22 protein-coding genes and 2 pseudogenes are annotated in these 26,741 nt (G+C 72.7%); 12 read left to right on the top strand and 12 right to left on the bottom strand.

Annotation, left to right across the window (positions count from 1 at the left end; translation table 11 throughout):
• Positions 1 to 112 precede the first annotated feature (112 nt).
• The 3 genes from ACZ55U_RS26745 to ACZ55U_RS26735 form a co-directional block, all read right to left on the bottom strand.
• Positions 113 to 1,207 (bottom strand): WD40/YVTN/BNR-like repeat-containing protein, encoded by a 1,095-nt coding sequence (locus tag ACZ55U_RS26745; RefSeq protein ID WP_465529780.1) that lies wholly within the window; start codon positions 1,205 to 1,207, stop codon positions 113 to 115.
• A 228-nt stretch (positions 1,208 to 1,435) separates the two neighbouring features.
• Entirely contained in the window at positions 1,436 to 2,878 is a 1,443-nt protein-coding gene (locus tag ACZ55U_RS26740) for a dihydrolipoyl dehydrogenase family protein (protein WP_465529778.1), read from the bottom strand.
• 435 nt (positions 2,879 to 3,313) lie between these two features.
• Positions 3,314 to 4,048: an alpha/beta fold hydrolase gene (locus ACZ55U_RS26735; RefSeq protein WP_465529776.1), complete on the bottom strand. Its 735-nt coding sequence runs from the start codon at positions 4,046 to 4,048 to the stop codon at positions 3,314 to 3,316.
• A 245-nt stretch (positions 4,049 to 4,293) separates the two neighbouring features.
• Here ACZ55U_RS26735 and ACZ55U_RS26730 point away from each other — a divergent pair, with 245 nt between their 5' ends.
• A complete protein-coding gene (locus ACZ55U_RS26730; protein ID WP_465529774.1) occupies positions 4,294 to 5,256 on the top strand; it encodes a helix-turn-helix transcriptional regulator in 963 nt (320 codons plus the stop codon).
• 147 nt (positions 5,257 to 5,403) lie between these two features.
• Here ACZ55U_RS26730 and ACZ55U_RS26725 read toward each other — a convergent pair whose 3' ends face one another.
• Positions 5,404 to 5,793 (bottom strand): thioredoxin family protein, encoded by a 390-nt coding sequence (locus ACZ55U_RS26725; protein WP_465529772.1) that lies wholly within the window; start codon positions 5,791 to 5,793, stop codon positions 5,404 to 5,406.
• A gap of 308 nt (positions 5,794 to 6,101) precedes the next feature.
• Here ACZ55U_RS26725 and ACZ55U_RS26720 point away from each other — a divergent pair, with 308 nt between their 5' ends.
• Positions 6,102 to 6,371 (top strand): DUF1876 domain-containing protein, encoded by a 270-nt coding sequence (locus tag ACZ55U_RS26720; RefSeq protein WP_465529770.1) that lies wholly within the window; start codon positions 6,102 to 6,104, stop codon positions 6,369 to 6,371.
• 128 nt (positions 6,372 to 6,499) lie between these two features.
• Here ACZ55U_RS26720 and ACZ55U_RS26715 read toward each other — a convergent pair whose 3' ends face one another.
• The 4 genes from ACZ55U_RS26715 to ACZ55U_RS26700 all read right to left on the bottom strand — a co-directional run bounded on the left by ACZ55U_RS26715 (position 6,500) and on the right by ACZ55U_RS26700 (position 11,155).
• The gene (locus tag ACZ55U_RS26715) at positions 6,500 to 6,940 is read right to left on the bottom strand and encodes a PPOX class F420-dependent oxidoreductase (RefSeq protein WP_465529768.1); all 441 of its coding nucleotides are present in this window, start codon (positions 6,938 to 6,940) and stop codon (positions 6,500 to 6,502) included.
• A 30-nt stretch (positions 6,941 to 6,970) separates the two neighbouring features.
• Positions 6,971 to 8,581: a cytochrome bc1 complex cytochrome b subunit gene (gene qcrB, locus ACZ55U_RS26710; RefSeq protein WP_465529766.1), complete on the bottom strand. Its 1,611-nt coding sequence runs from the start codon at positions 8,579 to 8,581 to the stop codon at positions 6,971 to 6,973.
• 205 nt (positions 8,582 to 8,786) lie between these two features.
• Positions 8,787 to 10,313, bottom strand: a complete 1,527-nt coding sequence (locus ACZ55U_RS26705; protein WP_465529764.1) for an MFS transporter — start codon at positions 10,311 to 10,313, stop codon at positions 8,787 to 8,789.
• Positions 10,314 to 10,477: 164 nt separating this feature from the next.
• Positions 10,478 to 11,155: a TetR/AcrR family transcriptional regulator gene (locus ACZ55U_RS26700; protein ID WP_465529762.1), complete on the bottom strand. Its 678-nt coding sequence runs from the start codon at positions 11,153 to 11,155 to the stop codon at positions 10,478 to 10,480.
• A gap of 671 nt (positions 11,156 to 11,826) precedes the next feature.
• Between ACZ55U_RS26700 and ACZ55U_RS26695 the strand changes: the two genes are divergently transcribed.
• Positions 11,827 to 12,615: a VOC family protein gene (locus tag ACZ55U_RS26695; protein ID WP_465529760.1), complete on the top strand. Its 789-nt coding sequence runs from the start codon at positions 11,827 to 11,829 to the stop codon at positions 12,613 to 12,615.
• A gap of 34 nt (positions 12,616 to 12,649) precedes the next feature.
• On the opposite strand, the gene ACZ55U_RS26690 is transcribed toward ACZ55U_RS26695, so the two are convergent.
• A complete protein-coding gene (locus ACZ55U_RS26690; RefSeq protein ID WP_465529758.1) occupies positions 12,650 to 13,108 on the bottom strand; it encodes a hemerythrin domain-containing protein in 459 nt (152 codons plus the stop codon).
• A gap of 260 nt (positions 13,109 to 13,368) precedes the next feature.
• Positions 13,369 to 13,965, bottom strand: coding sequence for a TIGR03086 family metal-binding protein (locus tag ACZ55U_RS26685; RefSeq protein WP_465529756.1), 597 nt, complete (start codon positions 13,963 to 13,965; stop codon positions 13,369 to 13,371).
• Positions 13,966 to 14,177: 212 nt separating this feature from the next.
• Here ACZ55U_RS26685 and ACZ55U_RS26680 point away from each other — a divergent pair, with 212 nt between their 5' ends.
• A complete protein-coding gene (locus tag ACZ55U_RS26680; protein ID WP_465529754.1) occupies positions 14,178 to 14,747 on the top strand; it encodes a DoxX family protein in 570 nt (189 codons plus the stop codon).
• A gap of 344 nt (positions 14,748 to 15,091) precedes the next feature.
• Positions 15,092 to 17,341, top strand: a complete 2,250-nt coding sequence (locus tag ACZ55U_RS26675) for a M9 family metallopeptidase (protein ID WP_465529752.1) — start codon at positions 15,092 to 15,094, stop codon at positions 17,339 to 17,341.
• Between the two features lie 106 nt (positions 17,342 to 17,447).
• On the opposite strand, the gene ACZ55U_RS26670 is transcribed toward ACZ55U_RS26675, so the two are convergent.
• Positions 17,448 to 18,209, bottom strand: a complete 762-nt coding sequence (locus tag ACZ55U_RS26670; RefSeq protein ID WP_465529750.1) for a PP2C family protein-serine/threonine phosphatase — start codon at positions 18,207 to 18,209, stop codon at positions 17,448 to 17,450.
• A 186-nt stretch (positions 18,210 to 18,395) separates the two neighbouring features.
• Here ACZ55U_RS26670 and ACZ55U_RS26665 point away from each other — a divergent pair, with 186 nt between their 5' ends.
• From ACZ55U_RS26665 to ACZ55U_RS26635, 7 genes and pseudogenes are all read left to right on the top strand, one after another.
• A complete protein-coding gene (locus ACZ55U_RS26665; protein ID WP_465529748.1) occupies positions 18,396 to 19,502 on the top strand; it encodes an LLM class flavin-dependent oxidoreductase in 1,107 nt (368 codons plus the stop codon).
• Positions 19,499 to 20,122, top strand: coding sequence for an FMN reductase (locus tag ACZ55U_RS26660; protein WP_465529746.1), 624 nt, complete (start codon positions 19,499 to 19,501; stop codon positions 20,120 to 20,122). The genes ACZ55U_RS26665 and ACZ55U_RS26660 overlap by 4 nt, the downstream gene beginning before the upstream one ends.
• 348 nt (positions 20,123 to 20,470) lie before the next feature.
• Positions 20,471 to 20,752: pseudogene (locus ACZ55U_RS26655) on the top strand (aspartate-alanine antiporter-like transporter); the annotation flags it as partial.
• A 2-nt stretch (positions 20,753 to 20,754) separates the two neighbouring features.
• Positions 20,755 to 21,378, top strand: a pseudogene (locus ACZ55U_RS26650) (aspartate-alanine antiporter-like transporter); the annotation flags it as partial.
• A 33-nt stretch (positions 21,379 to 21,411) separates the two neighbouring features.
• Complete coding sequence (locus ACZ55U_RS26645) at positions 21,412 to 23,067, top strand: bifunctional aspartate transaminase/aspartate 4-decarboxylase (RefSeq protein ID WP_465529744.1); 1,656 nt, start codon at positions 21,412 to 21,414, stop codon at positions 23,065 to 23,067.
• Between the two features lie 29 nt (positions 23,068 to 23,096).
• Positions 23,097 to 24,191, top strand: a complete 1,095-nt coding sequence (locus tag ACZ55U_RS26640) for a Dyp-type peroxidase (RefSeq protein WP_465529865.1) — start codon at positions 23,097 to 23,099, stop codon at positions 24,189 to 24,191.
• 26 nt (positions 24,192 to 24,217) lie between these two features.
• Positions 24,218 to 25,015: a family 1 encapsulin nanocompartment shell protein gene (locus tag ACZ55U_RS26635; protein WP_465529742.1), complete on the top strand. Its 798-nt coding sequence runs from the start codon at positions 24,218 to 24,220 to the stop codon at positions 25,013 to 25,015.
• A 192-nt stretch (positions 25,016 to 25,207) separates the two neighbouring features.
• On the opposite strand, the gene ACZ55U_RS26630 is transcribed toward ACZ55U_RS26635, so the two are convergent.
• Positions 25,208 to 26,620: a tetratricopeptide repeat protein gene (locus tag ACZ55U_RS26630; protein WP_465529740.1), complete on the bottom strand. Its 1,413-nt coding sequence runs from the start codon at positions 26,618 to 26,620 to the stop codon at positions 25,208 to 25,210.
• Positions 26,621 to 26,741: the final 121 nt, after the last annotated feature.

The raw sequence follows: 26,741 nt of genomic DNA, 5'->3' as shown, positions 1-26,741 counted from the left end.
GACCCTCCTGCGGGCAACCGGTTTTCCGGGGCGGTCGGCCGATGGTCCGCGGGATTGCGGACCGCGGGCCACCGACCCCGACGGGCACCGGGAGCGTGGGGTCGACGCCGCCTCAGGACACCACGGCCGCCCGGAGACAGAGCACGTCCGGCAGGTGGGAGATCAGCAGCGACCAGCTCTCGCCCTCGTCGTGGCTGCCGTACACGTCGCCGGTCCGGTTGCCGAAGTAGATCCCGGCCGGGTCGGCGTCGTCGGTGCGCAGGGCGTCGCGCAGCACGATGCCGTAGTGGTCCTCGCCGGGCAGGCCCTCGGCGAGCTGCTCCCAGCTGGTGCCGCCGTCGGTGGTGCGGAAGACCCGGCAGCGGCGGCCGGGCGGGATACGGTCGTCCGCCCCGCCGAGCGGGAAGAGGTAGGCGGTGTCGCCCCGGCGCGGGTGGGCGGCCACCGCGAAGCCGAACTCGGCGGGCAGCCCGTCCGCGATCGAGCGCCAGCTGCCGCCCCAGTCGTCGCTGCGGTAGACGCCGCCGTGGTTCTGGAGGTAGAGCCGGTCCGGGTGGACCGGGTCCTGGGCGATCTTGTGCACGCACTGGCCGAACTCGGGGTACTGGCTCTCCTCCGGGAAGAACTCGGCGCGCAGGCCGGTGTTGGAGGGCTCCCAGCTGTCGCCGCCGTCCTTGCTGCGGTAGACGCCGCCGCTGGAGACGGCGACCAGCAGCCGCTGCGGGTCGCGCGGGTCGGTCAGGATGGTGTGCAGGCCCTGGCCGCCGTAGCCGGCGCCCCACTGCGGCCGCTGCGGGTGGTTCCAGAGCGACTCGACCAGCGCGAAGGTCTCGCCGCCGTCGGTGGAGCGGAACAGCGCGGCCGGTTCGGTGCCGGCGTAGACGACGCCGGGGGCCTCCGGCCCGGCGGGCTGGAGCTGCCAGACCCGGGTGAGCGAGGCGCCGGTGGACTCGGGGAAGCGGATGGCCGGCCGCGGCGGCTCGAACCAGCTCGCGCCGAGGTCGTCGGAGCGCCAGACCGACGGGCCCCAGTGGCTGCTGTCGGCCCCGATCAGCAGTCTGGTCCGGCCGTCCCGGCGGTCGATGGACATCGAGTAGATCGCGTTCATCGGGAAGTGCGGCCCGCTGAAATCCCACGTCAGCCGGTCGCGGCTACGGCCGAGAAAGAGGCCCTTCTCGGTTCCGACGGCCAACAGCACCTCGTTCATGCCACACACCACCTGGTCACGAGCACGGCCCCCCGGGACGTCCCCCGAATGCCAGTGTCCCGCCGACCACCGGTGGCGACATCTCGCCGCGCCGGTCGCGCCGGTCGCCCCGGTCGCCCCGGGCGGCCGACCGGGGCGCGGATCGGCGCGCGCGGGCCGGTGGGAGCGCGCGGAGGCCGACGGGCGCGCGGTGGCCGCCGGTGCGCCCGGGCGCGCGCCCGGACGGGCTCACCCCCGGCACCCCTCCAGCAGCCGCAGCCACACCTCGCTGATCGTCGGGTACGCGGGCACCGCGTGCCAGAGCCGGTCGATCGGCACCTCGCCGACCACCGCGACGGTCGCCGAGTGCAGCAGCTCGGCCACTCCGGGGCCGACCAGGCAGGCGCCGACGATCACCTCCCGGTCCAGGTCGAAGAGCACCCGGGCGCGGCCCCGGTAGTCGTCGGCGTAGAGCGAGGCCCCGGCGACGGAGCCGATCTCGTGGTCGACGGTCTTCACCCGCAGCCCGGCCTCCTCCGCGGCGGCCTTGGTGAGGCCGACGGCGGCGACCTCCGGCTGGGTGAACACCACCTGGGGCGCGCCGGCGAGGTCGGCGGACGCGGCGTGCGCGCCCCAGCGCGAGGTGTCCAGTGGGCGCCCCTGAGCGCGCGCGGCGATCGCCGCGCCGGCGATCCTGGCCTGGTACTTGCCCTGGTGGGTGAGCAGGGCCCGGTGGTTGACGTCCCCGGCGGCGTAGAGCCACTCGCCGTCGACGCCCAGCACCGTGCAGCTGTCGTCCACCTCCAGCCAGTCGCCCGGCTTCAGGCCGACCTGCTCCAGCCCGACGTCGGCGGTGCGCGGGGCCCGCCCGGTCGCGTACAGCACCTCGTCGGCCGTCAGCGTTCCGCCGTCGTCCAGCGTGAGGGTCACCGGCCCCGAGCCGTCGGCCCGCTCCAGCGCGGTGACCTCGGTGCCGAAGCGCACGTCCACCCCGGCCGCCCGCAGGCCGTCGGCGACCAGCTCGCCGGCGAACGGCTCCATCCGGGGCAGCAGGCCCCGGCCGCGCACCAGCAGCACCACCTCGGAGCCCAGGGCCCGCCAGGCGGCGGCCATCTCCACCCCGACGACCCCGCCGCCGACCACCGCCAGCCGTCCGGGGACGGTCCGCGCGCCGGTCGCCTCGCGGTTGGTCCAGGGGTGGACCCCGGCGAGTCCGGGCACGTGCCCGGGCAGCACCGGCCGGCTGCCGGTGCACACCGCCACGGCGTGCCGGGCGGTGAGCACCCGCTCGCTGCCGTCCTCGGCCTCCACCGTCACCGTCCGGACCCCGGCCAGCCGGCCGTGGCCGCGGACCAGCTCGATGCCGGTGTCGCGCAGCCACCGCACCTGGCCGTCGTCCTTCCAGTCCGAGGTGAAGGAGTTCCGCCGGGCCAGCACCGCGTCCGGGTCCAGCCGCCGGTCACCGACCGCCTCCCGGGAGCCGGCCACCGCCCGGGCGTCGGCCAGCGCGGCCACCGGGCGCAGCAGCGCCTTGCTCGGCATGCAGGCCCAGTACGAGCACTCGCCGCCGACCAGTTCGGCTTCCACGATCACGGTGCGCAGCCCGGCGGCGACGGTCCGGTCGGCCACGTTCTCGCCGGTCGGTCCCGCCCCCAGGACGATGACGTCGTACTCCTCGGCGGTGCTGGTCATGCCCGGTCCTCCGTCGTCTCGATGGCCGCCCCCGGCCCGTGCGGCGGGGGCGGTGGTCGGTGCGCCCCCACGGCGGATCGGGCCGCGGTCGCCTTCGGTTCCGTACCCGAGCCTGACCCGGACCGCCTGCGACGGCCACTTCTCGCGGTGGCCGCGCGTCCGCGGGGGGCCACGGCGCGGGAGCCGAGCGAGGCGTGCGGCCGGGCGCCCGGCCTCAGGCCCAGGGCCGCCCCGTGGCCCCGGACCGCCCCGAACTCCGGCACGGCGGCGGGCTGTTCGGTACGGCTCGGCTGCTCGCTCACGGGGCTTGCTCTCCGCTCGGGTACGGCGTGGGCCCCATCCTGCCGAACCGGGCGCGGTCGCGCGACGGACGGACACGCCGAGGGCGCCGTCGGAACAGCGGCGGACACGGACGGAACAGGCCTGCGGGCCCGCCTACAGCTCGGCGAGCTCCGCCAGCACCGCCGCGGTGTCGGCCGGGCGGGAGAACATCGGCCAGTGCCCGGTGGGCAGTTCGCGCAGCTCCCAGTTCGGCCCGGCCAGCCCGGCGAAGAACGGGTGCCCGGCGGCGATCAGCTCGCGGACCTGGTCCAGCGGGAACGAGCAGGAGACCAGCGCCTGCGGCAGCTTCGCCCCGGCACCGGTCAGCCGCAGCCGGTCGCGGAACGCCCCGGCCGGTTCCGGGGTGGCGAGGGAGCGGACGCGGTCGAGGGTGGCCCCGTCCAGTCCGGCCACGCTCGAACCGTGCTCGGCCAGGAACTCCCAGGACGGCAGCGGGAAGCGGCCGTCCACCGTCGAGGCGTCCGCCGTCCGCCGGAAGTCCGGCTGCCACAGCTCGTACACGGACGAGCCGTCGGTCATCGGGCCGCTGTCCAGGTAGACCACCCGGCGGATCCGCTCCGGCATCCGGTCCGCGAGCCCGCCCACCGGCGCGCTTGCGCCGCTGTGCGCGACCAGCACGACCTCCCACAGGTCCTCCCGGACCAGCAGCTCGGCCAGGTCGGCGATGTGCTCCTCCAGCCCGGGCTCGCCTTCCTCAGCCGCCCGTTCGGCCAGCCCGGGCAGGCTCACGGCATGGACGCGGTGCCCGGCCGCGCGCAGCGGCGCGGCCACCTCGTCCCAGGCCCAGGCGCCGAGCCAGAACCCGGGGACCAGTACGAACGTGCTCATGGCGGATCACTCCTTCGATCGGTGGGAACGTCACCGGTGGCACTTCACCGGTGGGACTTCCTCGGTGGGACGTGCGGGCGGCGGCCGCGTCCGGGGAGGGGCGCACGGGGTCGGGCTTCGCCCGGTGTGGCCGGCCTCCTCCACCGCCGACTCTAGGATCGAATCCGGACAGAAGTCGCCCGGATTTCCGCCCGCGCCCCCGACGGGTGCGGCGGAGGGCCGGCCCGGAGCGGGAGGAGTGCCCGGTGGAGCACCCGGTCAGCCGCGTCCTCGCCCTGCTGGAACTGCTCCAGGACCGCCCCGGCCTCACCGGCGCCGAACTGGCCGCCCGGCTCGACGTGGACGAGCGCACCGTCCGCCGCTACGCCGCCCGGCTGGCCGAACTCGGCATCCCCGTGGAGGCCGAGCGCGGCCGCTACGGCGGCTACCGCCTGCGGCCGGGCTACCGGTTGCCGCCGCTGATGCTCAATCCGGACGAGGCCGCCTCCGTCGTGCTCGGCCTGCTGGCCGGCCGCAGTTCCGGTCTGTCGGTGGGGGAGGGAGCCACCGAGTCCGCGCTCGCCAAGATCCAGCGGGTGCTGCCCCCGCCGCTGCGCGAACGGGTCGCCGCCGTCGAACAGACCCTCGGCCTGACCGCCACCCCGGCCGCCGGCCCCAGCCCGGCCGCCACCGCGCTGTTCACCCTGGCCGAGGCGGCCCGCCGGAGGCGCCGGGTGCGGCTCGGCTACCGGGACCGCGAGGACAGGCCCAGCGAGCGCGAGTTCGACCCGTACGGGCTGGTCTTCCACTCCGGCCGCTGGTACACCACCGGGCTCGACCACCGCAGCGGCGAACCGCGCACCTTCCGGCTGGACCGGATCACCCGGGTGGAGCAGGGCGAGGAGGGGTTCGAGCCGCCGGAGGGCTTCGACCCGGTCCAGCGGGTGGTGGAGTCCCTGGCCGGGGCGCCTTGGCGGCACCGGGTGGAGGTGGAGCTGGGGACCACCCTCGCCGAGGCCCGCCGCCGGCTGCCGCCCGCCGCCGGAACGCTCACCGAACTCGCCGGGGGCCGGGTGCTGCTGCGGGCCCGGGCGCAGAACCTGGACGGCGTCGCGGTGCTGCTGGCCGGCCTGGGGTGGCCGTTCACCGTCCGCGAGCCCGCCGCGCTGCGCGCCGAGGTCCGGGCCCTCGCGGCCCGGCTCGCCGCCTGGGGCGCGGAGCCGGTCTGACCGGCCAGGCCCCGAACAGACCGGACCGGCCCCGGCCTGACCGCCTCGGCCCCGGCCTGACCGCCTCGGCCCCGGACACGCCGCCCCGGCCCCGGACACGGCGGAGGCCCAGGGAGACGATGCTCCCCGGGCCTCCGCCGTGCCGGATCAGGCCTGCCCGCCGGCCGCCTGGTCCTCGGCGACCTTGCGCTTCACCTCGGCCATGTCCAGGCCACGGGCCTGCCCGATCAGGTCCTCGAACACCGCCTCCGGCAGCGCGCCGGGCTGCGAGAAGACGAGCACGCCCTCGCGGATGATCGCCAGCGTCGGGATCGACTGGATGCCGAACGCGGCGGCCAGCTCCTGCTGCGCCTCGGTGTCCACCTTGGCGAAGACCAGGTCCGAGTGGCGCTCGGCCGCCTTCTCGTACACCGGGGCGAACTGGCGGCACGGGCCGCACCACCCCGCCCAGAAGTCGATGAAGACGAAGTCCTTGCCCTCCGGGCCCGGGACGATGTCGTCGAAGTTCTCCTTGGTCAGCTCGACCGTGTTGCTCATCTCGTGACCTTCCCTTCCGGAGGTGGTGGCGGTCCAGGTCATCCAGCCGCCACAACCGCCCCGGTCGGCGGGGTATTCCGCACACTGCCGACGCCCGGTCGAGCGGTCGGCGGCCGACGCCCGGACCGGAGGGTGCCCGGTCCGTCCCGCGCCGGCCCGCCGGGGGAGGCACCGTGCCCTGGTCACCGGCTCCGCACGGCGCACCGAGCGCCATCGGCCCGCCAGGGGTCGCCGCCGCCCCCGGCTGGCCTGGTGTTCACCGGGGGTGCGGCGCACCCTGGAGGAGTAACCGATGGAGGTGATCCGCCATGAAGACTCTGGTCGGTTGGCACATCGAGATGGAGTTCCGCGAGGAGGGGCCGCGGACCAGTGCGGCCGCGCTGCTGCGGCTCGGCGACGGGAGCGAACTGCGAGCCCACGGCTACAGCAGCCGGCACCCCTCCGACCCGGAACAGCTGAGGGTCGGCGAGGAGATCGCGGGGGCTCGCGCGCTCAACGAGCTCGCCTCGCAGCTGCTCACCAAGGCCCACGGCGAGATCCAGGAGGTCAGCCCGGTCCCGACCCACCCGCTGTCCTGACGGGCCGGTGGCCGGGCGACAGCCCGGGAAACGCCGAGCGCCGGGGCCCGCCCCGCCCCCGGGGCCCCGGCGCTCGGCGTTTCGCGTCTCCTTCGATCGTCGTAGGGATCAAGTGAGTTGACGGTAGGTCAGTTGACGCTGTAGGTGGCCGGTGGCAGCCACTCCGGCCCCACCAGCCGCTGTTCCAGCTCGTTGGGCGTGATCCGGATGCCGACCGTCCCGGCCAGCCCCACCCGGAACCGGCTGCGGGCCAGGGCGATCAGCGCCGTCAGGCCGTACTTGTTGATCAGCGAGGTGCGGTAGCGCGCGGTGTCGTCGGCGTCGCAGAACCGGGCCCGGGCCGGGACGGCGCGGCCGGTGGGGCGCCCGTGGGCGTCGCAGGGGCCGATCAGCACCCGCGGGTGGCGGCGGATCCGTTCGGCCTCGCCGGAGTGGGCCGGGGTCCAGACCCCGAGGGCGGTGCCGTCCGGCACCACCCAGAGCTGGGACTCGATCCGGCTGCCGTCCTCGCCGAAGGTGGTGAGCAGGAGGTACCTGCTGTCGGCGAGCCGGTCGGTTCGGTGGTGCACCTGTCCTCCCTGTGCCGTCGGGGGGTCGGGTCAGTGCCCGTGGCCCTCGGTGATCTCGCGGTACTCCTCGGCGGTGGGCTTGGCGATCCGGCCGCTCTCGCCGTGGAACCCGCGGGAGAGCCGGCTCCGGGTGCGGGTGGGCACCCCCGCCGGGCGGGCCACTCCATTCTCGTCCACCGGGGCGGGCAGTTCGAGGGGGCGGGGCTGTTCGTGCGCCGTGAGCCGGTGCAGTTCCGCCGGTGAGAGCCGGGCGTGCACCTCCGTGAACTCGCCGTGCGGCAGGCGCTTGACGACGCCGGTCTCCCGCCCGTGCAGCACCTTGTCGCGGTCCCGGCGCTGGAGGCCCAGGCACCAGCGCCTGGTGACGGTGAAGACGACCACCGGGACGGCGAAGAAGCCGACGCGGGCGGCGTAGGTGATGGAGTTGAGCGACAGGTGCAGATGGGTGGCGATGAGGTCGTTGCCGCCGGCCACGAGCGCCACCAGGTACAGGCTGATCCAGGCGGCGCCGAGGGCGGTGCGCACGGGTGCGTTGCGCGGCCGGTCGAGCAGGTGGTGCTCCCGCTCGTCGTCGGTCAGCCAGTTCTCCACGAACGGGTGGACCGCGATGGCGCCCAGCACCAGCGGGAACAGCGCGAACGGGATGAGCACCCCGAGGTTGAGGGTGTGCCCCCACAGCCCGACCTCCCAGCCGGGCATGATCCGGATCAGCCCCTCGGCGAAGCCCATGTACCAGTCCGGCTGGGCGTCGGTGGAGACCTGGTCCGGACGGTACGGGCCGTACGCCCAGATCGGGTTGACGGTCGCGACCGCCGACACCAGCGCGATGATGCCGAACACCAGGAAGAAGAACCCGCCGGCCTTGGCCGTGTAGACCGGCATCAGCGGCATGCCGACGACGTTCTTCTCGGTCCTGCCGGGGCCCGCCCACTGGGTGTGCTTGTGGTGGAAGACCAGGATCAGGTGCGCGACCAGCAGGCCGAGCATGATGCCGGGGATCAGCAGCACGTGGATGGTGAAGAACCGCGGCACGATGTCGTGCCCGGGGAACTCGCCCCCGAACAGGAACATCTGGACGTAGGTGCCGACCAGCGGGACGGCGAGGATCGAGCCCTCGATGAAGCGGATGCCGGTCCCGGAGAGCAGGTCGTCCGGCAGCGAGTAGCCGAAGAAGCCGTCCAGCATGCCGAGGAAGAGCAGCAGGAAGCCGAAGACCCAGTTGATCTCGCGCGGCTTGCGGAACGCGCCGGTGAAGAACACCCGCATCATGTGGACGAACATGGCCGCGACGAAGACGATCGCCGCCCAGTGGTGGATCTGCCGGATCAGCAGGCCGCCGCGCACCTCGAAGCTGATGTCCACGGTGGAGGCGTACGCCTCCGACATCGGGACGCCCTTGAGCGGCACGTACGAGCCGTCGTAGACCACCTCGCCCATGCTCGGCTTGAAGAACAGCGTCAGCCAGACACCGGTCAGGATGATGATCAGGAAGGTGTAGAGGCAGATCTCGCCCAGCATGAAGGACCAGTGGTCCGGGAAGATCTTCCGCAGGTTCGCCCTGGCCAGGGAGTAGATCCCCAGCCGGCCGTCCGCCCAGTCGGCGGCCCGCCGCCCCCGCCCTGGGCTCTGATTCCGGGTCATGTGCACGCACCTCGGTCCAAGGAAACGGGGATGAGTCCCCGATTCGCGCTGGGGCCCACCATAATCGGGGAGTGATCCCCACTTCTACTCGGGGGCCTTCCTGCGCGAGGTCCGGGCCGGCCGGGAACGGCGAACGGCCCGTCCGGTGCCGTGGAAGACACCGGACGGGCCGTCTACGCACCCGTGCGGACAGGACCCCCTGGGGTCAGTGCGCCAGCACCGGCACCTCGTTCTTCGCCTCCGCGCCCGTTGCTGAGCCGGTCACGGCCCCGGGCCGCCCGGCGTTGACGAAGGTGAAGGCGACCGCGGCCGCCGCCACCAGGATGCCGAAGGACACCCAGATCGCGGTCGAGAAGCCGTGCACCATGCCCTGGAACTGGATCGCCCTCGCGGCCTCCGGCGAGGCGGCCGAGGCGACCGCGTGCGAGGCCAGCCAGCCGGCGGTCGCGCTGGCCGCGATGGTGTTCAGCAGCGCGGTGCCGATGGCGCCGCCGACCTGCTGCGAGGTGTTGACCATGGCCGAGGCCACGCCCGCGTCGCGCGGCTGGACACCGTGCGTGGCGAGGCTCATGGCCGGCATGAACGCGGTGCCCATGCCGAGGCCCATCAGGACCAGGCCGGGCAGGATCAGCGCCGGGTAGGAGGTGTCCAGGCCGATGTGGGTCAGCAGGAACATGCCGGACGAGGCGACCAGGAAGCCGGGCGTCATCAGGTACCGGGCCGGGACCCTGGTCATCAGCCGGGCGCCGATCTGGGTCGAGCCGGTGATCATGCCCGCCACCATCGGCAGGAAGGCGACACCGGTCAGCACCGGGCTGTAGCCGAGCACGATCTGCAGGTAGTAGGTCAGGAAGAGGAACAGGCCGAACATGCCGATCACGGCCATGCCCAGCGACAGGTACACCCCGCCGCGGTTGCGGTCGAGCACCACGCGCAGCGGCAGCAGCGGGGCCTTGACGAAGGACTCCACCGCCACGAAGGCGGACAGCAGCACGGCGGCCGCGACGAACAGCCCGATGGTGGTGCCGGACGACCAGCCGTCCGACTCGGCGCGGGTGAAGCCGTACACCAGCGAGACCAGGCCGGCGGTCACCAGCAGCACGCCGGGGACGTCCAGCTTGTTGCGGTTGCGGCCCTCGGCGGGCTCGCGGATCACCAGCACGGCGCCGGCGGCGGCCACGATGGCGAACGGGATGTTGACGAAGAACGTCCAGCGCCAGTTCATGTACTCGGTGAGCAGGCCGCCGAGGATCAGGCCGATGGCGCCACCGCCACCGGCGATCGCGCCGTAGATGCCGAAGGCCTTGGCGCGTTCCTTGGCCTCGGTGAAGGTCACCGCGAGCAGCGACAGCGCGGCCGGCGCGAGCAGCGCGCCGAACACGCCCTGGAGCGCGCGGGCGCCGAGCAGCATCGCGGTGTTGGCGGCGGCGCCGCCGAGCGCGGAGGCGAGGGCGAAGCCGGTCAGACCGACGACGAAGGCCCGCTTGCGGCCCCAAAGGTCCGCGATCCGGCCGCCGAACAGCAGCAGGCCGCCGAAGGCCAGCGCGTAGGCGGTGATCACCCACTGGCGGTTGCCGTCGGAGATGCCCAGGTCCCGCTGTGCGGACGGCAGGGCGATGTTCACGATGGTCGCGTCGAGCACGACCATCAGCTGGGCGAGGCCGATGAATATCAGCGCCTTCCAGCGCCGGGGATCGGGCAGCGTCGCCGGTCGGGCGTCGGTCTGAGGCATGGAGGTACTCACTTCACGGTGCGTATGGGCGTGCGCGAACGGTCGACCGCCGTACGGGAACGGCAGGTCGCCGTACGGGCGGGCGCGGTGAGAACGGCGTACGGGGGCGCGGTGGAGCGCGCCGCCCGGCGGCCGGTGTCGGTGGTCGGTGCTGGTGGGGTGGGTCAGTTCCTGTTCTGGAAGTCCTCGAAGGTCGCGGCCCGGCCGGGCAGCGCCGAAGGCGCCGGCGCGCGCAGGCCGTCCAGGAAGATCTGCAGGTGCCGGTGGACGAACTCGTCGAGCAGCCGGCAGGAGGTGTTCGGCAGCGGGCGGGTCAGCTGGCTCATCGCGATGAACAGGTCACCGGGGTCGACGTCCGGCCGCAGCTCGCCCGCGGCCCGGGCCTGCTCCATCAGCCCGCCCACGGCGGACTGGAGGCGCTCCCGGACTTCGGTGAACTCCGGGTCGTGCGGGTCGAGTCGGCTGCTGAGCAGGGCGCAGAGGCCGCCGACCCGCTCCTCGACGGAGGCGTGCGCGAACTGCTGGAGGGCGTCGAACGGGCCGTCGCCGTCAGGGGCGCCCGCCTGTGCCATCGCCAGCTCGGCGCGGGCCAGGAGGCGGTTCTTGACGAGCAGCACCACCTCGCGGATCAGCGCCACCCGGTCCGGGAAGTTCCGGTACAGCGTGGCGTTGCCGACCCCCGCCCGCTTCGCGATCTCGTCCAGCGGCACGTCCGCGCCGAACTCGACGAACGCGTCCCGGGCCGCCAGCACGATCCGCTCCCGGTTCCGGCTCGCGTCCGCACGCAACTTCGGCGTACGCACACTCCCCGCGGGGCGGGCCGGTTCGGTGGCGGTGGTCACGACGACTGCTCCTCTTCAGGATGCGGGGAACTTCTCCCCGCTTCTTCCAACGTACTCGGAAACGGGGAATCCGTCCCCGGAATTTCCGGCACTCATGTGACCTGCGTCACATCGATGGCCTGTCGACCGGCCGGCCGGTGTCGCGCTCTCGCCCTGCGGTTGCCGCATGTGCATGAGTCGTGGCGCATCGCGTCGGCCGCGGATGTGTCCCGAAGAGTTCGAGGAACCCGCTCGCCTGGCTTCCGGGTACTCGAAGGCCTCCGGTCGGAGTTCCTCGGGCGGACGGCTGCGGGTCAGGCCTCGACCGCACGGCGACGACGCCCGAGTGGTCGAGTGGTCGGCACGGAGGTGCCGCCGCGCGCGGTCGGAGCCGTGGCTGCGCAGCCACGGCCTGAAGGCCCGGGGGCGAGCGCTGGCCGCGCGTCCACGGCCGGTCCGACGGCGTCCGCTACGAGACCGTCCGGACCCTCCCCTTCGGCAGGACCGTCCGGTTGCCTGACCCGGGGGGATCTCCCTGGAGACCGAAACGCTCAAGAACCGGGTGCGCTGATCCCGGGCATGGCTTCCCCGGGGTGGCGCGGGTGGCCGCCTAGGCTGTGGGCGTCCCGGGCGGCCGGTGGGCCGTCGGAGTCGGGAGAGGCCCGGCGGTCGGGTGGCGGAGGAGGTTCGCGATGGGCAGCGGTGAGACGGTCGCCAGGGTGCGCTGTGTGGCGGCCGTGCCGTGCTGGGTGAGCCTGATGGCCCGGGACCTGGAGGACGCGACGGCGTTCTACGGGCCGCTGCTCGGCTGGGAGTTCGAGCCGGGCCCGGACCGCTTCGGGCCGTACCTGCACGCGGTGTCCGGCGGTGAGGCGGTGGCCGGGCTGGGCGTCGCCGAGTTCGGGGCCGTCCCGCTCGCGTGGACCAGCTACTTCGGGACGGAGAGCGCCGACGCCGCCGCCGACGCGGTGCGTGAGCGCGGCGCGACGCTGGCGGTCGGTCCGCTGGCCTTCGACGCCGGCCGGGTGGCCTTCGCGGCGGACCCGGCGGGCGCGGTGTTCGGCATCTGGGAGGGCCCGCTGGGCCGGGCCAGGAGGCTGACCCTGCCCGGGGCACCGGTCTGGATCGAGCTGCGCACCCCGGACCCCTTCGCGGCGGCGCTGTTCTACGGCGAGGTGTTCCGCTGGGACGGCCGCGACCCGGAGCGCTTCGACGTCCGCTGGGAGCACGACCGGGTGGTGCTGCGCGCCGAGGGCCACAGCGTCGCGGCGCTGGCCAAGGAGCAGGCGGGCGGCCCGGCCGGGATGCCGCCGCACTGGGAGGTGTCCTTCGCCGTCCCGGACACGGACCGGGCGGTGGCCCGTGCCGCCGAGCTGGGCGGCGGGGCGCTCGGACCGGCCTTCGACTCCCCGTACGGGCGGGTGGCCCGGCTGCGGGACCGCGAGGGCGCCCGGTTCGCGGTGATCAGCCCCAAGAACTGAGCCCCTGGCGCTCGGCCCGGCTCGCGGGAGCCGGTCAGCCCCGGGCGTCGAGTTCCGCCCGCTCCGCCCGCAGCCGCTCGCCCAGCGCGGCCCGGGCGGACGCGGGCAGCGCCTTGCGGGCCGCCGGGAACAGCCGCTTCTCCTCGCTGCGCAGGTGCCGCCGCAGGGTTTCGGCGAGGCCGCCCAGCAGGGTGTCGAAGGCCGGATCGCCCGGCGCGAGCCCCTGGAGGTCGGAGAGGTACTGCCCGATCGCGAGGTGGTCGTGGATGCTGCCGAAGACCAGCGCCCCGCCGTCGGGCACGTCGTGCTGCACCAGCGGGAAGAGGTGTTCCTCCTCGTCGGCGCAGTGGGCGAAGAGCAGGTCGGTCAGCCGGGACACCAGCTCGCCGCGTTCGGGGTCGCCGGACGGCGCGGCCTCGATGCGGTCGAGCAGCTCGCCGGCCGCCCGGTGGTCGGCGGTGAACTCGCCGAGGATGTCCGGCCTGCGGCTCATGGCCAGCCCGCCTCTCGCACGGAAGACTGCCCCCACCGCCTTCCAGTATCCGGCGTCGGGCCACCCGCCCGGGAAGCGCGCCCGGTCCGCGAGGCGCCGCGCGCCCGTGGGGCGCCCGCCGCCAGCCAGGCGTCCCGCGTCGGTCAGGCGCGCCCCACCTGTGAGGCGTCCCGCGCCCGTGGGGCGCCCGCCGCCCGTCAGGCGCGCCGCGCCCGGCGCGTGCGCCCCCGTCCCGGGAGTGCGCCCGAGGAACACGCCGGTCACCCGCCGTCCCGCCGCCCGGCGAGGGCGAGCAGCCGGGTCTGCGGGTCGGCGTCCGCGGGCACCGGTAGCGGCGGGTCGAAGAGCCCGCTGCCGGAGAGGTCCCCGTACCCGGCGAGCTCGCCGAGCGCGAACCCGACGAGATCGGCCGGGAGCCGGGTGAGGCGTCCGGTGCCCTCGGCGAGGTCCCAGGTGTGGATCACCAGGTCGGTGGTGAGCTGGTCCAGGTAGTACTGGCCCGAGGCGTCCCCGAAGGAGAGGTGGACGGTCAGCTCGGTGGCGCCGGGCACGGCCCAGGCCTCCCGGGCGGCTTCGGCGGCCTCCGTCCAGGCGGTGACCGGGTCGTCGCCGAGCACGTCGCCGTCGAAGCGCCCGCCGACCTCGCCGACGGTGGCGCCCATCAGCAGCTCGGGCACCCAGAGCTGCTCGCCGGTGAGGTGGTTGACCAGGTCGCGGACGGACCAGTCGGCGCACGGGGTGGGGGAGCCCCACTGGTCGGGGGTGACCAGCCGGACCCGTTCGCCGAAGGCGGCCAGCGCCTCGGGGTACGGGGTGCCGGCCCGCGCCGCCCGTCGGTGGTGCCTGCGGTGAGCCATGCCTCCACCCTCCCCGCCCCGCCCGGGGCCCGCGAGTCGCCGATGGACCGTCAGTTGTTCAAATTCGAACTTCGGGGTACGGTCGGGAGAGCGGCAGGTTCAAATTTGAACAATGGCCCCGGGTGACGATCCGCGCCCGCCGCACCACCACACCCCTTGACCGCGTCCGGCCGTGCCGGACGACGACCGAACCCCGATCGATGGAGACGCGCATGCCGAGCAGCAGCCCGAGCACGACCGCCGCCACCACCACCGTCAGCCCGGCCCGGGACACCTCCGGACCCGCGACGACCTCCCCGCACGCCTATGACGCCGGGCTCCTGCTCCTGCGCCTGGTCCTCGGCCTGACCATGGCCGCGCACGGCAGCCAGAAGCTGTTCGGCTGGTTCGGCGGCGGCGGGATCGACGGCACCGGTCAGTTCTTCACCATGAGCGGCTACCCGGCCGGCCACGCCATGGCCGTGGTCGCCGGCCTCACCGAGACGCTGGGCGGACTCGCCCTCGCCGTCGGCCTGTTGACCCCGCTGGCGGGCGCCGCGATCGTCGGCACCATGGTCAACGCGATAGCCGTCACCTGGGGCGGCGGCTTCTTCGCCCCGAAGGGCAGCGAGTACGAGCTGCTGCTGACGGCCGGGGCGGCCGCGCTCGCCCTGACCGGTCCCGGCCGTTACGCCGTGGACCGCTTCCTCCCGGTGGTGCGGGCGCACCGCCTGGCGTACGGCGTGGCCGCGGTCGTGGTCGGCCTGGTGACGGCGGGCGTGATCCTGCTGCTCCGCAAGTAGCGGTCCTGGCGAGGAGGACCGACCGGCCGTCGCCGCGGGTGCCCTGAGGCTCCCGGCGCGACGCGCCGGCCCCGGAGGCCGTGGTGGCGAACCGTCACCACGGCCTGCTCGCGTTTCCCCCGCAATCCGCGCACAGCATCCAGGGTTCCCAAGGCCATGTGAGATGTGCCATGGTACATGTCACACTCCCCACCGTGTTCACGGCGGACCCGCCCCCACGCGGCGCCGCCGCCAACGGTCCTCGACACCCCCACCGGCCGCGCCCGACTCGCGGCCGACGACGGCCCGGAGGCCCCCACGTGAGCCCTTCCCGTCTGCCGCGGTTCCCGCGGCCGGCAAGCTTGTTGACCTTGCTGCTGTCCCTGTTCCTCGCGGTCGGACTGTTCGCCCCGCAGAGCCAGGCCGCTCCCGCCGCCCCCGGCGGCACCCCCACCGCGGGCAATCCCACCGCGGGCACCCCCGCCGGGCCGGCCCCGCAGCCCGCCACCGGCACCCCCCAACTCGCCGACGGCGAGCGGCAGTCGGCCTCGGCCGACCGGCGCGCCCCACTGCCGCTGGACACCCGGCCGGCCGAGGTGCGGCGGTCCGCCACCCCCGACGGCCTCGCCGCGTCGGCCCAACAGGCGTGCAGCACCGGCGACTTCACCGGCCGGACCGGGAGCGACCTGGTCCAGCACGTCAAGGCGGCCGACATCGCCTGCATCAACGGCCTGTTCCAGCTCACCGGCGGCGACGCGCGAGGAGCGTTCCGCGAGGAGCAGATGACCACGGTGGCCTACGCGCTGCGCGACGCGGCGGGCAGCTACCCGGGCGACAACTCCACCTCCGTCGAGCAGTTGGTGCTGTTCCTGCGCGCCGGCTACTACGTGCAGTGGTACCACCCGGGTGACGTCGGCACGTACGGCACCGCCCTCCAGAGCGCGATCCGCTCCGGGCTGGACGCGTTCTTCGGCAGCGCCCGCTCCCACGACGTCAGCCAGGGCAACGCGCCCGTCCTGGGCGAGGCCGTCACCCTGATCGACAGCGCGCAGGAGAACATCCGCTACCTGCCGGTGGTCAAGCGGCTGCTGACCGACTACACCGGCTCCACCTGGAACCCGGCCGGCATGGCCTGGAGCCTGAACCCGGTGTTCACCGTGCTGTTCCGCGGCCACCAGGTGCCCGGCTTCGACGCGGCCGTCGAGGCTGACCCGAGCGTGCTGGACGCGCTGTCGGGCTTCGCCGCCCGCAACAACGACCTGCTCGGCGGCGACTACGGGGTGCTGGTCTACAACGCGGCCAAGGAGCTGACCCGCTTCCTGAAGGACACCGCGCTCCAGGCCAAGGTCCGTCCGCTGGCCAAGGCGCTGGTCGACACGTCGGCGCCGAACGGGCGCACCGTCTTCCAGTGGGCCGCGGTCGCCGAGGCGGTCGGCTACTACGACGCCGCCAACTGCTCGTACTACGGCACCTGCGGCGCCGCCGACCGGCTCAAGGCCGGCGTGCTGACCGTGAACCACACCTGTAGTGCGAGCATCAAGCTGATCGCCCAGGCGCTGGACACCACCCAGCTGGGCACCGCCTGCACCAGCCTGACCGGCCAGGACGCGTTCTTCCACGCCGTGGTCAGGGACAACGGCCCGGTCAAGGACGACCTGAACAGCACGATCGAGGTCGTGGTCTTCCACTCCTCGCTGGACTACCAGGTGCTGGCCGCCGCGATCTACGGCATCGACACCAACAACGGCGGCATGTACCTGGAGGGCGACCCGGCCGCCGTCGGCAACCAGCCGCGCTTCCTCTGCTACGAGGCCGAGTGGGCCCGCCCGTCCTTCGAGATCTGGAACCTCAACCACGAGTACACCCACTACCTCGACGGCCGGTTCGACATGTACGGCGACTTCGACGCCGGCATGACCACCCCGACCGTCTGGTGGGTCGAGGGCTTCGCCGAGTACGTCTCCTACTCCTACCGCAAGGTGGCCGACGACGGCGCCATCGCGGTGGCCGGGCGGCACACCTACAAGCTGAGTGACCTCTTCGACACCGGCTACGGCGACCAGGACCGGGTCTACCGCTGGGGCTACCTCGCCGTCCGCTACATGCTGGAGCAGCGCCGCTCCGACGTGGACGCCCTCCTCGCCAAGTACCGGACGGGGGACTGGGCGGGCGCCCGCACCCTGCTGAAGACCACCATCGGCACCCGCTACGACGCCGACTTCGACACCTGGCTGACGGCGTGCGCGAACGGCGCCTGCGCCACCACCCCGACCGTGCCGCAGGTGCCCGAGTGCACCGCCGCCGACACCCGGCGGCTGGACGCCGGCTGCGCCCGCAGCAACGTCGCGGCCGCCACGGGCGACTACGCGCACTTCTACCTCCTGGTGCCGGCCGGCACCAAGCAGGTGAAGGTCACCACCAGCGGGGGCACCGGCAACGGCGACCTCTACTACAACCCGGCGAGCTGGGCGTACACCGGCAGCTACACCGCGCGCTCGGCGGGCCCGGACAACTCCGAGACGCTGACCGTGACCAACCCGCCGGCCGGCTACGTCTACTTCAGCCTCTACGCCCAGCAGGGCTTCGGCGGGGTGACGGTGACGGCCTCCATGTGAGCCGCCCCGCCGGGTGGGGGTCCGCCCGGCGAACGGAACGGTGACCGCCCCGGGCGGAGCGCTGCGGCGCCCCGCCCGGGGCGGACCGCCGTCGTCCGGGCGAGCCCTACGCGCCGACCCGCACCAGCGCCAGGGTGATGTTGTCCGGCCCGCCGGCCTCGATGGCCGCCTTCCACAGCTCGAACGCCGCCCTGCCGTCCGAGCGGTCCGGCCCCTCGTAGGACCGTTCCAGCAGCCCGGCCAGTTCCTCCTCGGGCACCGGGTCGGTCAGGCCGTCGCTGCACACCAGGTACCGGTCCCCGGCGGCCAGTGGCGCGGCCCGCACGTGCGGTTCGACGAAGGTGAGTCCGAGCGAGCCGCCCAGGGTCTGGGTGACCACCGAGGTGGTGCGCCGCCCGGGCGGCAGCGGCGGGCTGTCGTCCACGCTCACCCGGCGCAGCCCGTCCCCGGTGATCCGGTAGACCCGGCTGTCGCCGACGTTGAAGGCCAGGGCCCGCTCGGGCAGCAGCACCAGCCCGGCGACGGTGGTGCCCATCGCGGCCAGTTCCGGTTCCTCGGCGGCGGCCGCGTAGACGGCCCGGTTGCACGCCTGGAGCTCCTCGTGGACGGCCTCCTCACCGTCCAGGGCCCCGCCGGCGAGGGCGAGCCGGCGGGCGACCAGCGCGCTGGCCACCTCGCCGCCGGGGTGGCCGCCCAGGCCGTCGGCCACCGCGACCACGCAGGGCGGGCCGAGCGGGAAGAGCAGGGTCTGGGGGTTGGTGGTCACCGTGGCGCAGAGCGTCCACGGCCCCACCGTGAGGCTGTCCTCGTTGCGTTCCCGCACCAGGCCCTCGTGGCTCAGCGCGCTCACCGCGATGTACGGACCCATCGTCCGCCGCCCTTCCGGAGCCTTCCCCCGCCCGCCCGCGTCTTCTTCGCCCGCCTCCGCCTTCCCTTGCCCGCCCGCGCCTTCCATTGTCCTCGCAGGGAACGGGTGGCAGCCAGGGGGAATATCCACCCCCACCCGGGTGCTAAAGTCGTTGAAAGTTTTACTACCTGGGATCTGGTGAGCAGCATGCAGTTCGGAATCTTCTCCGTCGGCGACGTGACGACCGACCCCACCACCGGCCGCACCCCGACCGAGCACGAGCGGATCAAGGCCATGGTGGCCATCGCCCGCAAGGCCGAGGAGGTGGGCCTGGACGTCTTCGCCATGGGTGAGCACCACAACCCGCCGTTCGTCCCGTCCTCGCCGACGACGATGCTCGGCTACATCGCCGCGCAGACCGACCGCATCATCCTGTCCACCTCGACCACGCTGATCACCACCAACGACCCGGTGAAGATCGCCGAGGACTACGCGATGCTCCAGCACCTGGCCGAGGGCCGGGTGGACCTCATGATGGGCCGCGGCAACACCGGCCCGGTCTACCCGTGGTTCGGCAAGGACATCCGCCAGGGCATCCCGCTCGCGATCGAGAACTACGCGCTGCTGCGCCAGCTGTGGCGCGAGGAGGTCGTGGACTGGCAGGGCCGCTTCCGCACCCCGCTCCAGGGCTTCACCTCCACCCCGCGCCCGCTGGACGACGTCCCGCCGTTCGTCTGGCACGGCTCGATCCGCAGCCCCGAGATCGCCGAGCAGGCCGCCTACTACGGTGACGGCTTCTTCGCGAACAACATCTTCTGGCCCAAGGAGCACTTCCGGAAGCTGATCGAGCTCTACCGCGAGCGCTACGCCCACTACGGCCACGGCACGCCCGAGCAGGCGATCGTCGGCCTCGGCGGGCAGGTGTTCATGCGCAAGAACTCCCAGGACGCGGTGCGCGAGTTCCGCCCGTACTTCGACAACGCGCCGGTGTACGGCCACGGGCCCTCGCTGGAGGAGTTCACCGAGGAGACCCCGCTGACCGTCGGCAGCCCGCAGGAGGTCATCGAGCGGACGCTGACCTTCCGCGAGACCTTCGGCGACTACCAGCGCCAGCTGTTCCTGATGGACCACGCCGGCCTGCCGCTGAAGACGGTGCTGGAGCAGCTGGACCTGCTCGGCGAGGAGGTCGTGCCGGTGCTGCGCGAGGAGTTCGCCAAGGGCCGCCCGGCCGAGGTGCCGGACGGGCCGACCCACGCCGCGCTGGTCGCGGCCCGGGACGCCCGCGAGAACGAGACGACGGAGGTGGCCAAGTGACCGCGTACAAGCTGGTGGTGGTGAGCGCCGGACTGAGCAAGCCGTCCTCGACGCGGCTGCTGGCGGACCGGCTCGCCGACTCGACCGTGCGCCGACTCGCCCAGGAGGGGCGGGAGGTGGACGTCACCGTGGTCGAACTGCGCGACCTGGCGGTGGAGATCGCCAACAACTTCGTCACCGGCTTCCCCGGTGCCGGGCTGCGCGCGGCGATCGAGGCGGTGTCGGAGGCGGACGCCCTGATCGCGGTGACACCGGTCTTCAAGGCCTCGTACAGCGGTCTGTTCAAGTCCTTCTTCGACGTGATCGACGACGACGCGCTCACCGGCAAGCCGGTGCTGATCGCCGCCACCGGCGGCACGCCCCGGCACTCGCTGGTGCTGGACCACGCCGTGCGCCCGCTGTTCGGCTACCTGCGCGCGGTGGTGCTGCCGACCGGCGTCTACGCGGCCACCGACGACTGGGGCACGGCGGGGGACGGGCGCACCGACGGCCTGCCGCGCCGGATCGAGCGGGCGGCCGGCGAGCTGGCGGCCCTGCTGGCCGGGCGCGGCCCGGCGGGGCCGGCGCTGCCCGAGCAGGTGGTGCCGTTCGCCGAGCAGCTGGCGGCGCTGCGGGCCTGAGCCCGGGAGGGAGGGCGGCGGCGCGGGGTCGCCGCGAGGGGGCGGGAGAGGGGCCTGAGGGGCGGGTGCGCGGACAGGGCGTGCCCGCCCCTCGGCGTTCCTGACGATCCCTCGGGGGCTCGCGGGGGCGCGGGGGAGCGGTTCGGCCCAGTCGGAAGGCCCTGTCGGAGGTGGCTCCGGCAGGGCCTTTCGGCTCCTGGAGCCGGGCCGTTCGGGAAGTGTGTCGGGTGCGGCGAATTGTCCGCTATGCGATGTAATCATGCTCATGATCAGATTAGTACTGTTCCGTCCACTCATTGGTACCTCTGGCCGTGGCACCGCCGAGCCGTACCGGGAACGGCGGCGCCGGTGAACCTGCTGCGGGAGAATCCCGTCCTCGCCCTGTTCGTCTGCCTCGGGCTCGGCTACCTGGCCGGAAAGCTGCGCGTCGGGCCGATCCAACTCGGCGGTATCTGCGGCACGTTGATCGTCGCCATGCTGATCGGCAGCCGGCACGTCAGCGTCCACGCGGATGTCAAGAACGTCGCCTTCGCGCTGTTCATCTTCTCGCTCGGCTACATCGCCGGCCCCCAGTTCTTCGCCAACCTCAACGCCAAGGGCCTGCGCTTCGCGGTGCTCTGCGTGATGGAGGCGGCGACACCCTGGTGCTCTCCGGCCCCAAGCGGCTGGTCGACCCGGCCTGCCGGGCGCTCGGCAAGCCGGTGCCGACCAGCTTCGCCACCGACATGACCTGGGTGGGCCTGGGCATCTTCCTCGGTGGCTGCATCGGCATCCCGGCGCTCACCGCGGGCGGCGTGCCGATCAGCCTCTCCACCTCCGGCGGCGCGCTGATCATGGGCCTGCTCTTCGGCTGGATCCGCGGCAAGTACCCGACGTACGGCAACGTGCCGCCCGGCGCGCAGTGGTTCATGGACACCTTCGGGCTGTGCGCCTTCGTCGCGATCGTCGGCATCAACGCCGGGCCGGGCTTCACCAGTGGCCTCTCCCAGGCGGGTTGGGGGCTGCTGCTGTGGGGAGCGGTGGCCACCGTGCTGCCGTTGGTCGCCGGACTGCTGGTCGGGCGGCTGGTGTTCGGGATGCGCACCCCGATCCTGATGGGCGTGGTGGCCGGCGCCCAGACCACGACCGCGGCCATCGGTGCCATCAACGAGTCCGCCCGCAGCCAGATCCCGACCCTCGGCTACACCATCCCGTACGCGGCGGGCAACGTCCTGCTGACCATCTGGGGCGCCGTCATCGTCGCCCTGCTGGGCTGAACGCCCCTCTTACCAAGGAGAGTTGAGAAAACCATGACGAAGCCCACCGCAGGTCGCGAGGAGATCCGCCGACTGGCCCGGCTCAGCCCCTTCGAGCTGAAGGCCGAGTTCATCCGGCTCGCCGAGGCCTATCAGCGCAACGAGCCCGGACAGAAGGAGAAGAGCACCGCCCACATGCTCAACGCCGGGCGCGGCAACCCGAACTGGGTCTGCACCGGCCCCCGTGAGGCCTACCTCGCGCTCGGCCACTTCGCGCTGGGGGAGAGCCGCCGAGTCTGGACCGCCGACGACCTCGGCGGCATGCCCGAGCGGGCCGGCATCGACGGCCGCTTCGACGCCTTCGTCCGCAGCCACCCCGACCTGCCCGGCATCGAACTGCTCCGGCGCAGCGTCGAACTCGCCGTCGACCGCTTCGGGTTCGAGCGCGACGCCTTCCTCCACGAACTCACCGACGCGAGCATCGGCGACAACTACCCCGTTCCCGACCGGATGCTGGTGCACGCCGAGCGGGTCGTCCGGGGCTACCTCCAGGAAGAGCTGATGGACCGGCGGCCCGCCTCGCCCCAGCAGCCCGAGCTGTTCGCCACCGAGGGCGGCACCGCCGCGATGTGCTACGTCTTCGACTCCCTGATGAAGAACGGCCTGCTGCACAAGGGCGACAAGATCGCCCTGATGGTGCCGGTGTTCACCCCGTACATCGAGATCCCCGAACTGGACACCTACGACTTCGACGTGGTGAGGATCGAGGCCGGCAAGCTGGTCGAGACCGGCGTGCGGGAGTGGCGCTACCCGGCCGAGGAGGTCGCCAAGCTGGCCGATCCCGAGATCAAGGTGCTCTGCCTGGTCAACCCCAGCAACCCGCCCTCGCTCGCGCTGTCCCGGCGGGTCACCGAGCAGATCAAGGAGATCGTGGCGACCGCCAACCCCAACCTGGTGATCGTCACCGACGACGTCTACGGCACCTTCGTGGACGGCTTCCGCACCCTGGCGGCGGAACTGCCCCGCAACACCCTGCTGGTCTACTCCTACTCCAAGCACTACGGTGCCACCGGCCACCGCCTCGGCGTGATCGGCCTGGACCGGGACAACGTGATCGACGAGCTGATCGCCGCCCTTCCGGCGGAACAGCGGGAGCGCCTCGCGAAGCGGTATGGCACGCTCAGCCTGGAGCCCGAGAAGATCCGCTTCATCGACCGGTTGGTCGCCGACTCCCGGCAGGTCGCGCTCAACCACACCGCTGGGCTCAGCCTGCCGCAGCAGGTCCAGATGGTGCTCTTCTCGCTGTTCGCGCTGCTGCCCGAGGGCAAGGCGTACAAGGAGCGGGTGCAGGGCATCGTCCGCCGGCGGCTCGACCTGCTGATGGAGGGCTCCGGGATGAAGATCGCGGACGACCCCGGGCGGGCCGGCTACTACGTCGAACTCGACCTGCTGGCCGAGGCCGAGCGGGTGGCGGGCAAGGACTTCGCCACCTTCCTGGAGGAGAACTACGAGCCCACCGAGCCGCTGTTCCGGCTCGCCGAGCAGACCGGCGTGGTGCTGCTCAACGGCGGCGGCTTCGACGGGCCGGAGTGGTCGGTCCGGGTGTCGCTCGCCAACCTCGACGACCTCGACTACCTGAAGATCGGGCACCACCTGAAGCAGATCTTCGCCGACTACCGAGCCGAGTGGGAAGCCGCCCAGGCGATCTGAGGAGCATCGTGACCGTGCAGCCCGACCTGCTGGGCGGGGGCCCCGACCCCGCCCCCGTGCCCGTGCCCGCTTCCGGCGCAGCCCCCGCCCCGCAGGCCGTGCTGTCGCCGCTGACCGGTGCGGCGATCTTCCTTGTCCTCACCGTCCGGCCCGGCGGCGAGGCCGCCGTCCGCGACCTGCTGCCCGACCTCGCCGGACTGCGCCGCTCGGTCGGCTTCCGGGCCCCCGAGGGCGGCCTCACCTGCGTCACCGGGATCGGCTCCGACCTCTGGGACCGCCTCTTCGACGGCCCCCGGCCGGCCCTCCTGCACTCCTTCCAGGAGGTGGCCGGCCCCCGCCACCGGGCCCCGGCCACCCCCGGTGACCTGCTGCTGCACCTGCGGGCCGAGCGGATGGACCTCTGCTTCGAGCTGGCCGGGCAACTCGTCGACCGGCTCGCCGGGGCCGCCACCGTGGCCGACTCCGTCCAGGGCTTCCGGTACTTCGACGACCGGGACCTCCTCGGTTTCGTCGACGGCACCGAGAACCCGGAGGGCCGGGCGGCGGTGAGCGCCGCCCTGGTCGGCGCGGAGGACCGGGAGTTCGCCGGCGGCAGCTACGTCGTGGTCCAGAAGTACCTGCACGACCTGGACAAGTGGAACGCGCTGAGCGTCGAGCAGCAGGAGGGGGCGGTCGGCCGCACCAAGCTCACCGACATCGAACTCCCCGACGACGTCAAACCCGCCGACTCCCACGTGGCGCTCACCGTGATCACCGGCCCGGACGGCGAGGAGCGGAAGATCGTCCGCTTCAACATGGCGTTCGGCTCCTTCGACCGGGGCGGGGAGTTCGGCACCTACTTCATCGGCTACGCGGCCGACCCAGGGGTGACGGAGGAGATGCTGCGCAACATGTTCGTCGGGAACCCGCCGGGCACCACGGACCGGCTGCTCGACTTCTCCACCGCCGTCACCGGCGGGCTGTTCTTCGTCCCGACCGCCGACTTCCTCGACGCCCCGCCACCGGCGCCGCCCGCCGACGCCCCGGCTCCCGACTCCGCCGCCCGTCCCGCCCCCGCCGCCGGCCCCGGTCCGGCTCCCGGGGACGGCTCGCTCGGCATCGGCAGCCTCAAGCAGACCTCCTGAAACCAGCCCCGAACAGGACCGCGCCCATGAACAACCTCCACCGGGACCTCGCCCCGATCTCCGCCGCCGCCTGGGCGGAGATCGAGGAGGAAGCCCGCCAGACCTTCAAGCTCCACATCGCCGGCCGCCGGGTGGTCGACCTCGCCGGCCCCGACGGCGCCACCCTCGCCGCCGTCGGCACCGGCCACCTGACCGCCATCGACCCCCCGACCGACGGGATCCAGGCCCGCGCCCGCACCGTCCAGCCGGTGGTCGAGCTGCGCGTGCCCTTCACCGTCCGCCGCGACGCCGTGGACGACGTCGAGCGCGGCTCCCGGGACTCCGACTGGCAGCCCGTCAAGGACGCCGCCCGCAAGCTCGCCCTGGCCGAGGACCGCGCCGTCTTCGAGGGCTACCGCGCCGCCGCCATCGAGGGCATCCGCGCCGCCTCCACCAACCCCCCGGTCCAGCTCCCCGAGGACGTCCGCGAGTACCCGGAGGCGGTGAGCCACGCCCTCACCGCCCTCCGCCTCGCCGGCGTCGGCGGCCCCTACTCACTCCTGCTCGGCGCCGCGGCCTTCACCGCCGTCAACGAGACCAGCGACCACGGCTACCCGATCCACAACCACCTCGCCCGCCTCCTCGACGGCGACATCATCTGGGCGCCGGCCATCGAGGGCGCCTACCTGCTGTCCACCCGCGGCGGCGACTTCGAACTCCACCTCGGCCAGGACGCCTCGGTGGGCTACCTCTCCCACGACGCCGAAACGATCCAGCTCTACCTCCAGGAGAGCCTGACCTTCCGGGTCTACACGGGAGAGGCCGCCGTCGTCCTACAAGCCTAGGAGGAGACACCAGAGCGGGCTCGAAGTGAAGACGTCGGATATGCACGTGAACATGCTCATGGTGCTCTTGCCTTCTGATCCGGTTCGATCGGCTATGGGCCGCTTGGTGGCAGAGCTTTGCATGAACAGGCAGGGATATCCAAATCGTTTCCGATAATCGAACTTCTTTTCTAGCAGGGGTGGTCGGTTAAACTACAATCCAAGCTCTGCGAGTGCGGAGCGGGCGCGCGCGGCCTCATCCGCGATGTCTATCTGCTCGGCCAGGTGGATGGCTGCTGTCAGGTTGGCCAGAGCGGCGGGAAGGTTTCCGGCTGCCGCCTCGCAGAGACCTATGCCGCGCAGAGCCGCAGCCTGCTCGCGGCCCGTGCCGATGGAACGGGCGAGCTCCAGGGCGAGTGCGTGCTGCGCCCGGGCCTCTTCGTGGCGGCCGGCGGCGAGCAGGGTCTGGCCGAGCCCGTTACGACTGTCTGCCTCGTGGCGGGCGGCTCCGAATTCACGGAAATTCGTCAGTGCCGACCGGTAGAGGGCGAGAGCGGTTTCGAGCTCGTCCGGGATTCGCAGTGTTTCCGCAAAGTTCGCGCGGGCCACGGAAAGGGCCAGTAAAGGAATCGTGTCGTCGACGTCTTCCAGGATGTCTTCGAAGATCGCCCGGGCCATCGGGATTTGGCCGGCACTGAGGTGAAGTTCTCCGATGTTGTTCAGTGCCCGGAATTCGAGGGCCCGGTCATTGAATTTCCGGGCCAGCGGCAGCGCCTTGGTGTAAACGGTGTGAGCCGATTTCGAATCCCCCAGCGAGCGATGCAGGATGCCGATGTTGACGAGGCAGCGGGCGGCGTTCCACTGGTCCTCCTGCTTCTCTCGAATGGACAGCACTTCCTGTTGGATCGCGAGTGCCTCGTGGAGCCGGGTTTGCTCCCAGTGCAGCCGGCTGAGCAGGTTGAGGGCGTTCGCCGTAGCGTCCAGGTCGCCGCCTGCCCGGGCGAGGCGGAGGCCTCGTTCGAGGGCCTCGGTCGCGGGCTCGTAGCGGGAGGCGTTGGCGAGCGTCGACCCGAGATCGATCAGGGCCCGTGCCTCTTGTCGGTCGTTCGCCTGCGACCGCCAGTAGGCCGCAGCTGCTCGGTGCATGTCCTGGGCCTCGCTCCAGTAGGCCTCGGCGTCCAGGTGGCCGGCCAGGACATGGGCGAGCCAGGCTCCGCTCTCGGTGAGGCCGGATCGGGATGCCTGCGCCGTCAGGGCGATCAGGGTGGCGTGTTCGGTATCCAGCCAAGTCTGCGCCGATTCGGTTGAGTTCATCTCGATATCGGTCAAAAGATCTGCCAGGTCGCCGAGTTGTCGATCCTCGGGGGTTCGGGTTCTCGATCTATGGGGATAGAGCAGCCGGTCCGCGTGGTCGGCCGCGTGTAGGGCGAAGCGGAGCAGCCGTTCCGTCGCCGCTTCCCGCTGGTCCTGCTCCACGCCCAATGCCACCGCGAACTCACGTAACAGGTCGTGCAGTTGGTACCGGTCCGGTGAGATCTCGATGATCATGTGGACGTTCAACAGCGCCTCAAGTACCTCGTCCGTTTTGTCGAGCGTCCATCCGAGCAGGGCCGCCGCCGCGTGCACGCCGAAATCCGGTCCCGGATACAGCCCTAGTGTGATGCGTCAGAAGTTTTGAGGCTTAGTCAGTTCGGTTTTCCTGTCGGGGGTGATCCTGGCGAGATAGTCGGCGAGGGAGTTCAGGATC

The organism is Kitasatospora sp. NPDC034533, from assembly GCF_055575155.1.
The sequence above is the reverse complement of the archived record's forward strand: the minus strand, read 5'-3'. Positions and strand labels throughout refer to the sequence as shown.

Bases quoted from the DNA above. Each gene is read 5' to 3' on its own strand.
- ACZ55U_RS26735 (WP_465529776.1), bottom strand. From the start codon at position 4,048: ATGAGCACGTTCGTACTGGTCCCCGGGTTCTGGCTCGGCGCCTGGGCC.
- ACZ55U_RS26645 (WP_465529744.1), top strand. From the start codon at position 21,412: ATGACGAAGCCCACCGCAGGTCGCGAGGAGATCCGCCGACTGGCCCGG.
- ACZ55U_RS26725 (WP_465529772.1), bottom strand. From the start codon at position 5,793: ATGAGCAACACGGTCGAGCTGACCAAGGAGAACTTCGACGACATCGTC.
- ACZ55U_RS26685 (WP_465529756.1), bottom strand. From the start codon at position 13,965: ATGGCTCACCGCAGGCACCACCGACGGGCGGCGCGGGCCGGCACCCCG.
- ACZ55U_RS26705 (WP_465529764.1), bottom strand. From the start codon at position 10,313: ATGCCTCAGACCGACGCCCGACCGGCGACGCTGCCCGATCCCCGGCGC.
- ACZ55U_RS26635 (WP_465529742.1), top strand. From the start codon at position 24,218: ATGAACAACCTCCACCGGGACCTCGCCCCGATCTCCGCCGCCGCCTGG.
- ACZ55U_RS26695 (WP_465529760.1), top strand. From the start codon at position 11,827: ATGGGCAGCGGTGAGACGGTCGCCAGGGTGCGCTGTGTGGCGGCCGTG.
- ACZ55U_RS26690 (WP_465529758.1), bottom strand. From the start codon at position 13,108: ATGAGCCGCAGGCCGGACATCCTCGGCGAGTTCACCGCCGACCACCGG.
- ACZ55U_RS26745 (WP_465529780.1), bottom strand. From the start codon at position 1,207: ATGAACGAGGTGCTGTTGGCCGTCGGAACCGAGAAGGGCCTCTTTCTC.
- qcrB (WP_465529766.1), bottom strand. From the start codon at position 8,581: ATGACCCGGAATCAGAGCCCAGGGCGGGGGCGGCGGGCCGCCGACTGG.
- ACZ55U_RS26680 (WP_465529754.1), top strand. From the start codon at position 14,178: ATGCCGAGCAGCAGCCCGAGCACGACCGCCGCCACCACCACCGTCAGC.
- ACZ55U_RS26665 (WP_465529748.1), top strand. From the start codon at position 18,396: ATGCAGTTCGGAATCTTCTCCGTCGGCGACGTGACGACCGACCCCACC.
- ACZ55U_RS26670 (WP_465529750.1), bottom strand. From the start codon at position 18,209: ATGGGTCCGTACATCGCGGTGAGCGCGCTGAGCCACGAGGGCCTGGTG.
- ACZ55U_RS26720 (WP_465529770.1), top strand. From the start codon at position 6,102: ATGAAGACTCTGGTCGGTTGGCACATCGAGATGGAGTTCCGCGAGGAG.
- ACZ55U_RS26740 (WP_465529778.1), bottom strand. From the start codon at position 2,878: ATGACCAGCACCGCCGAGGAGTACGACGTCATCGTCCTGGGGGCGGGA.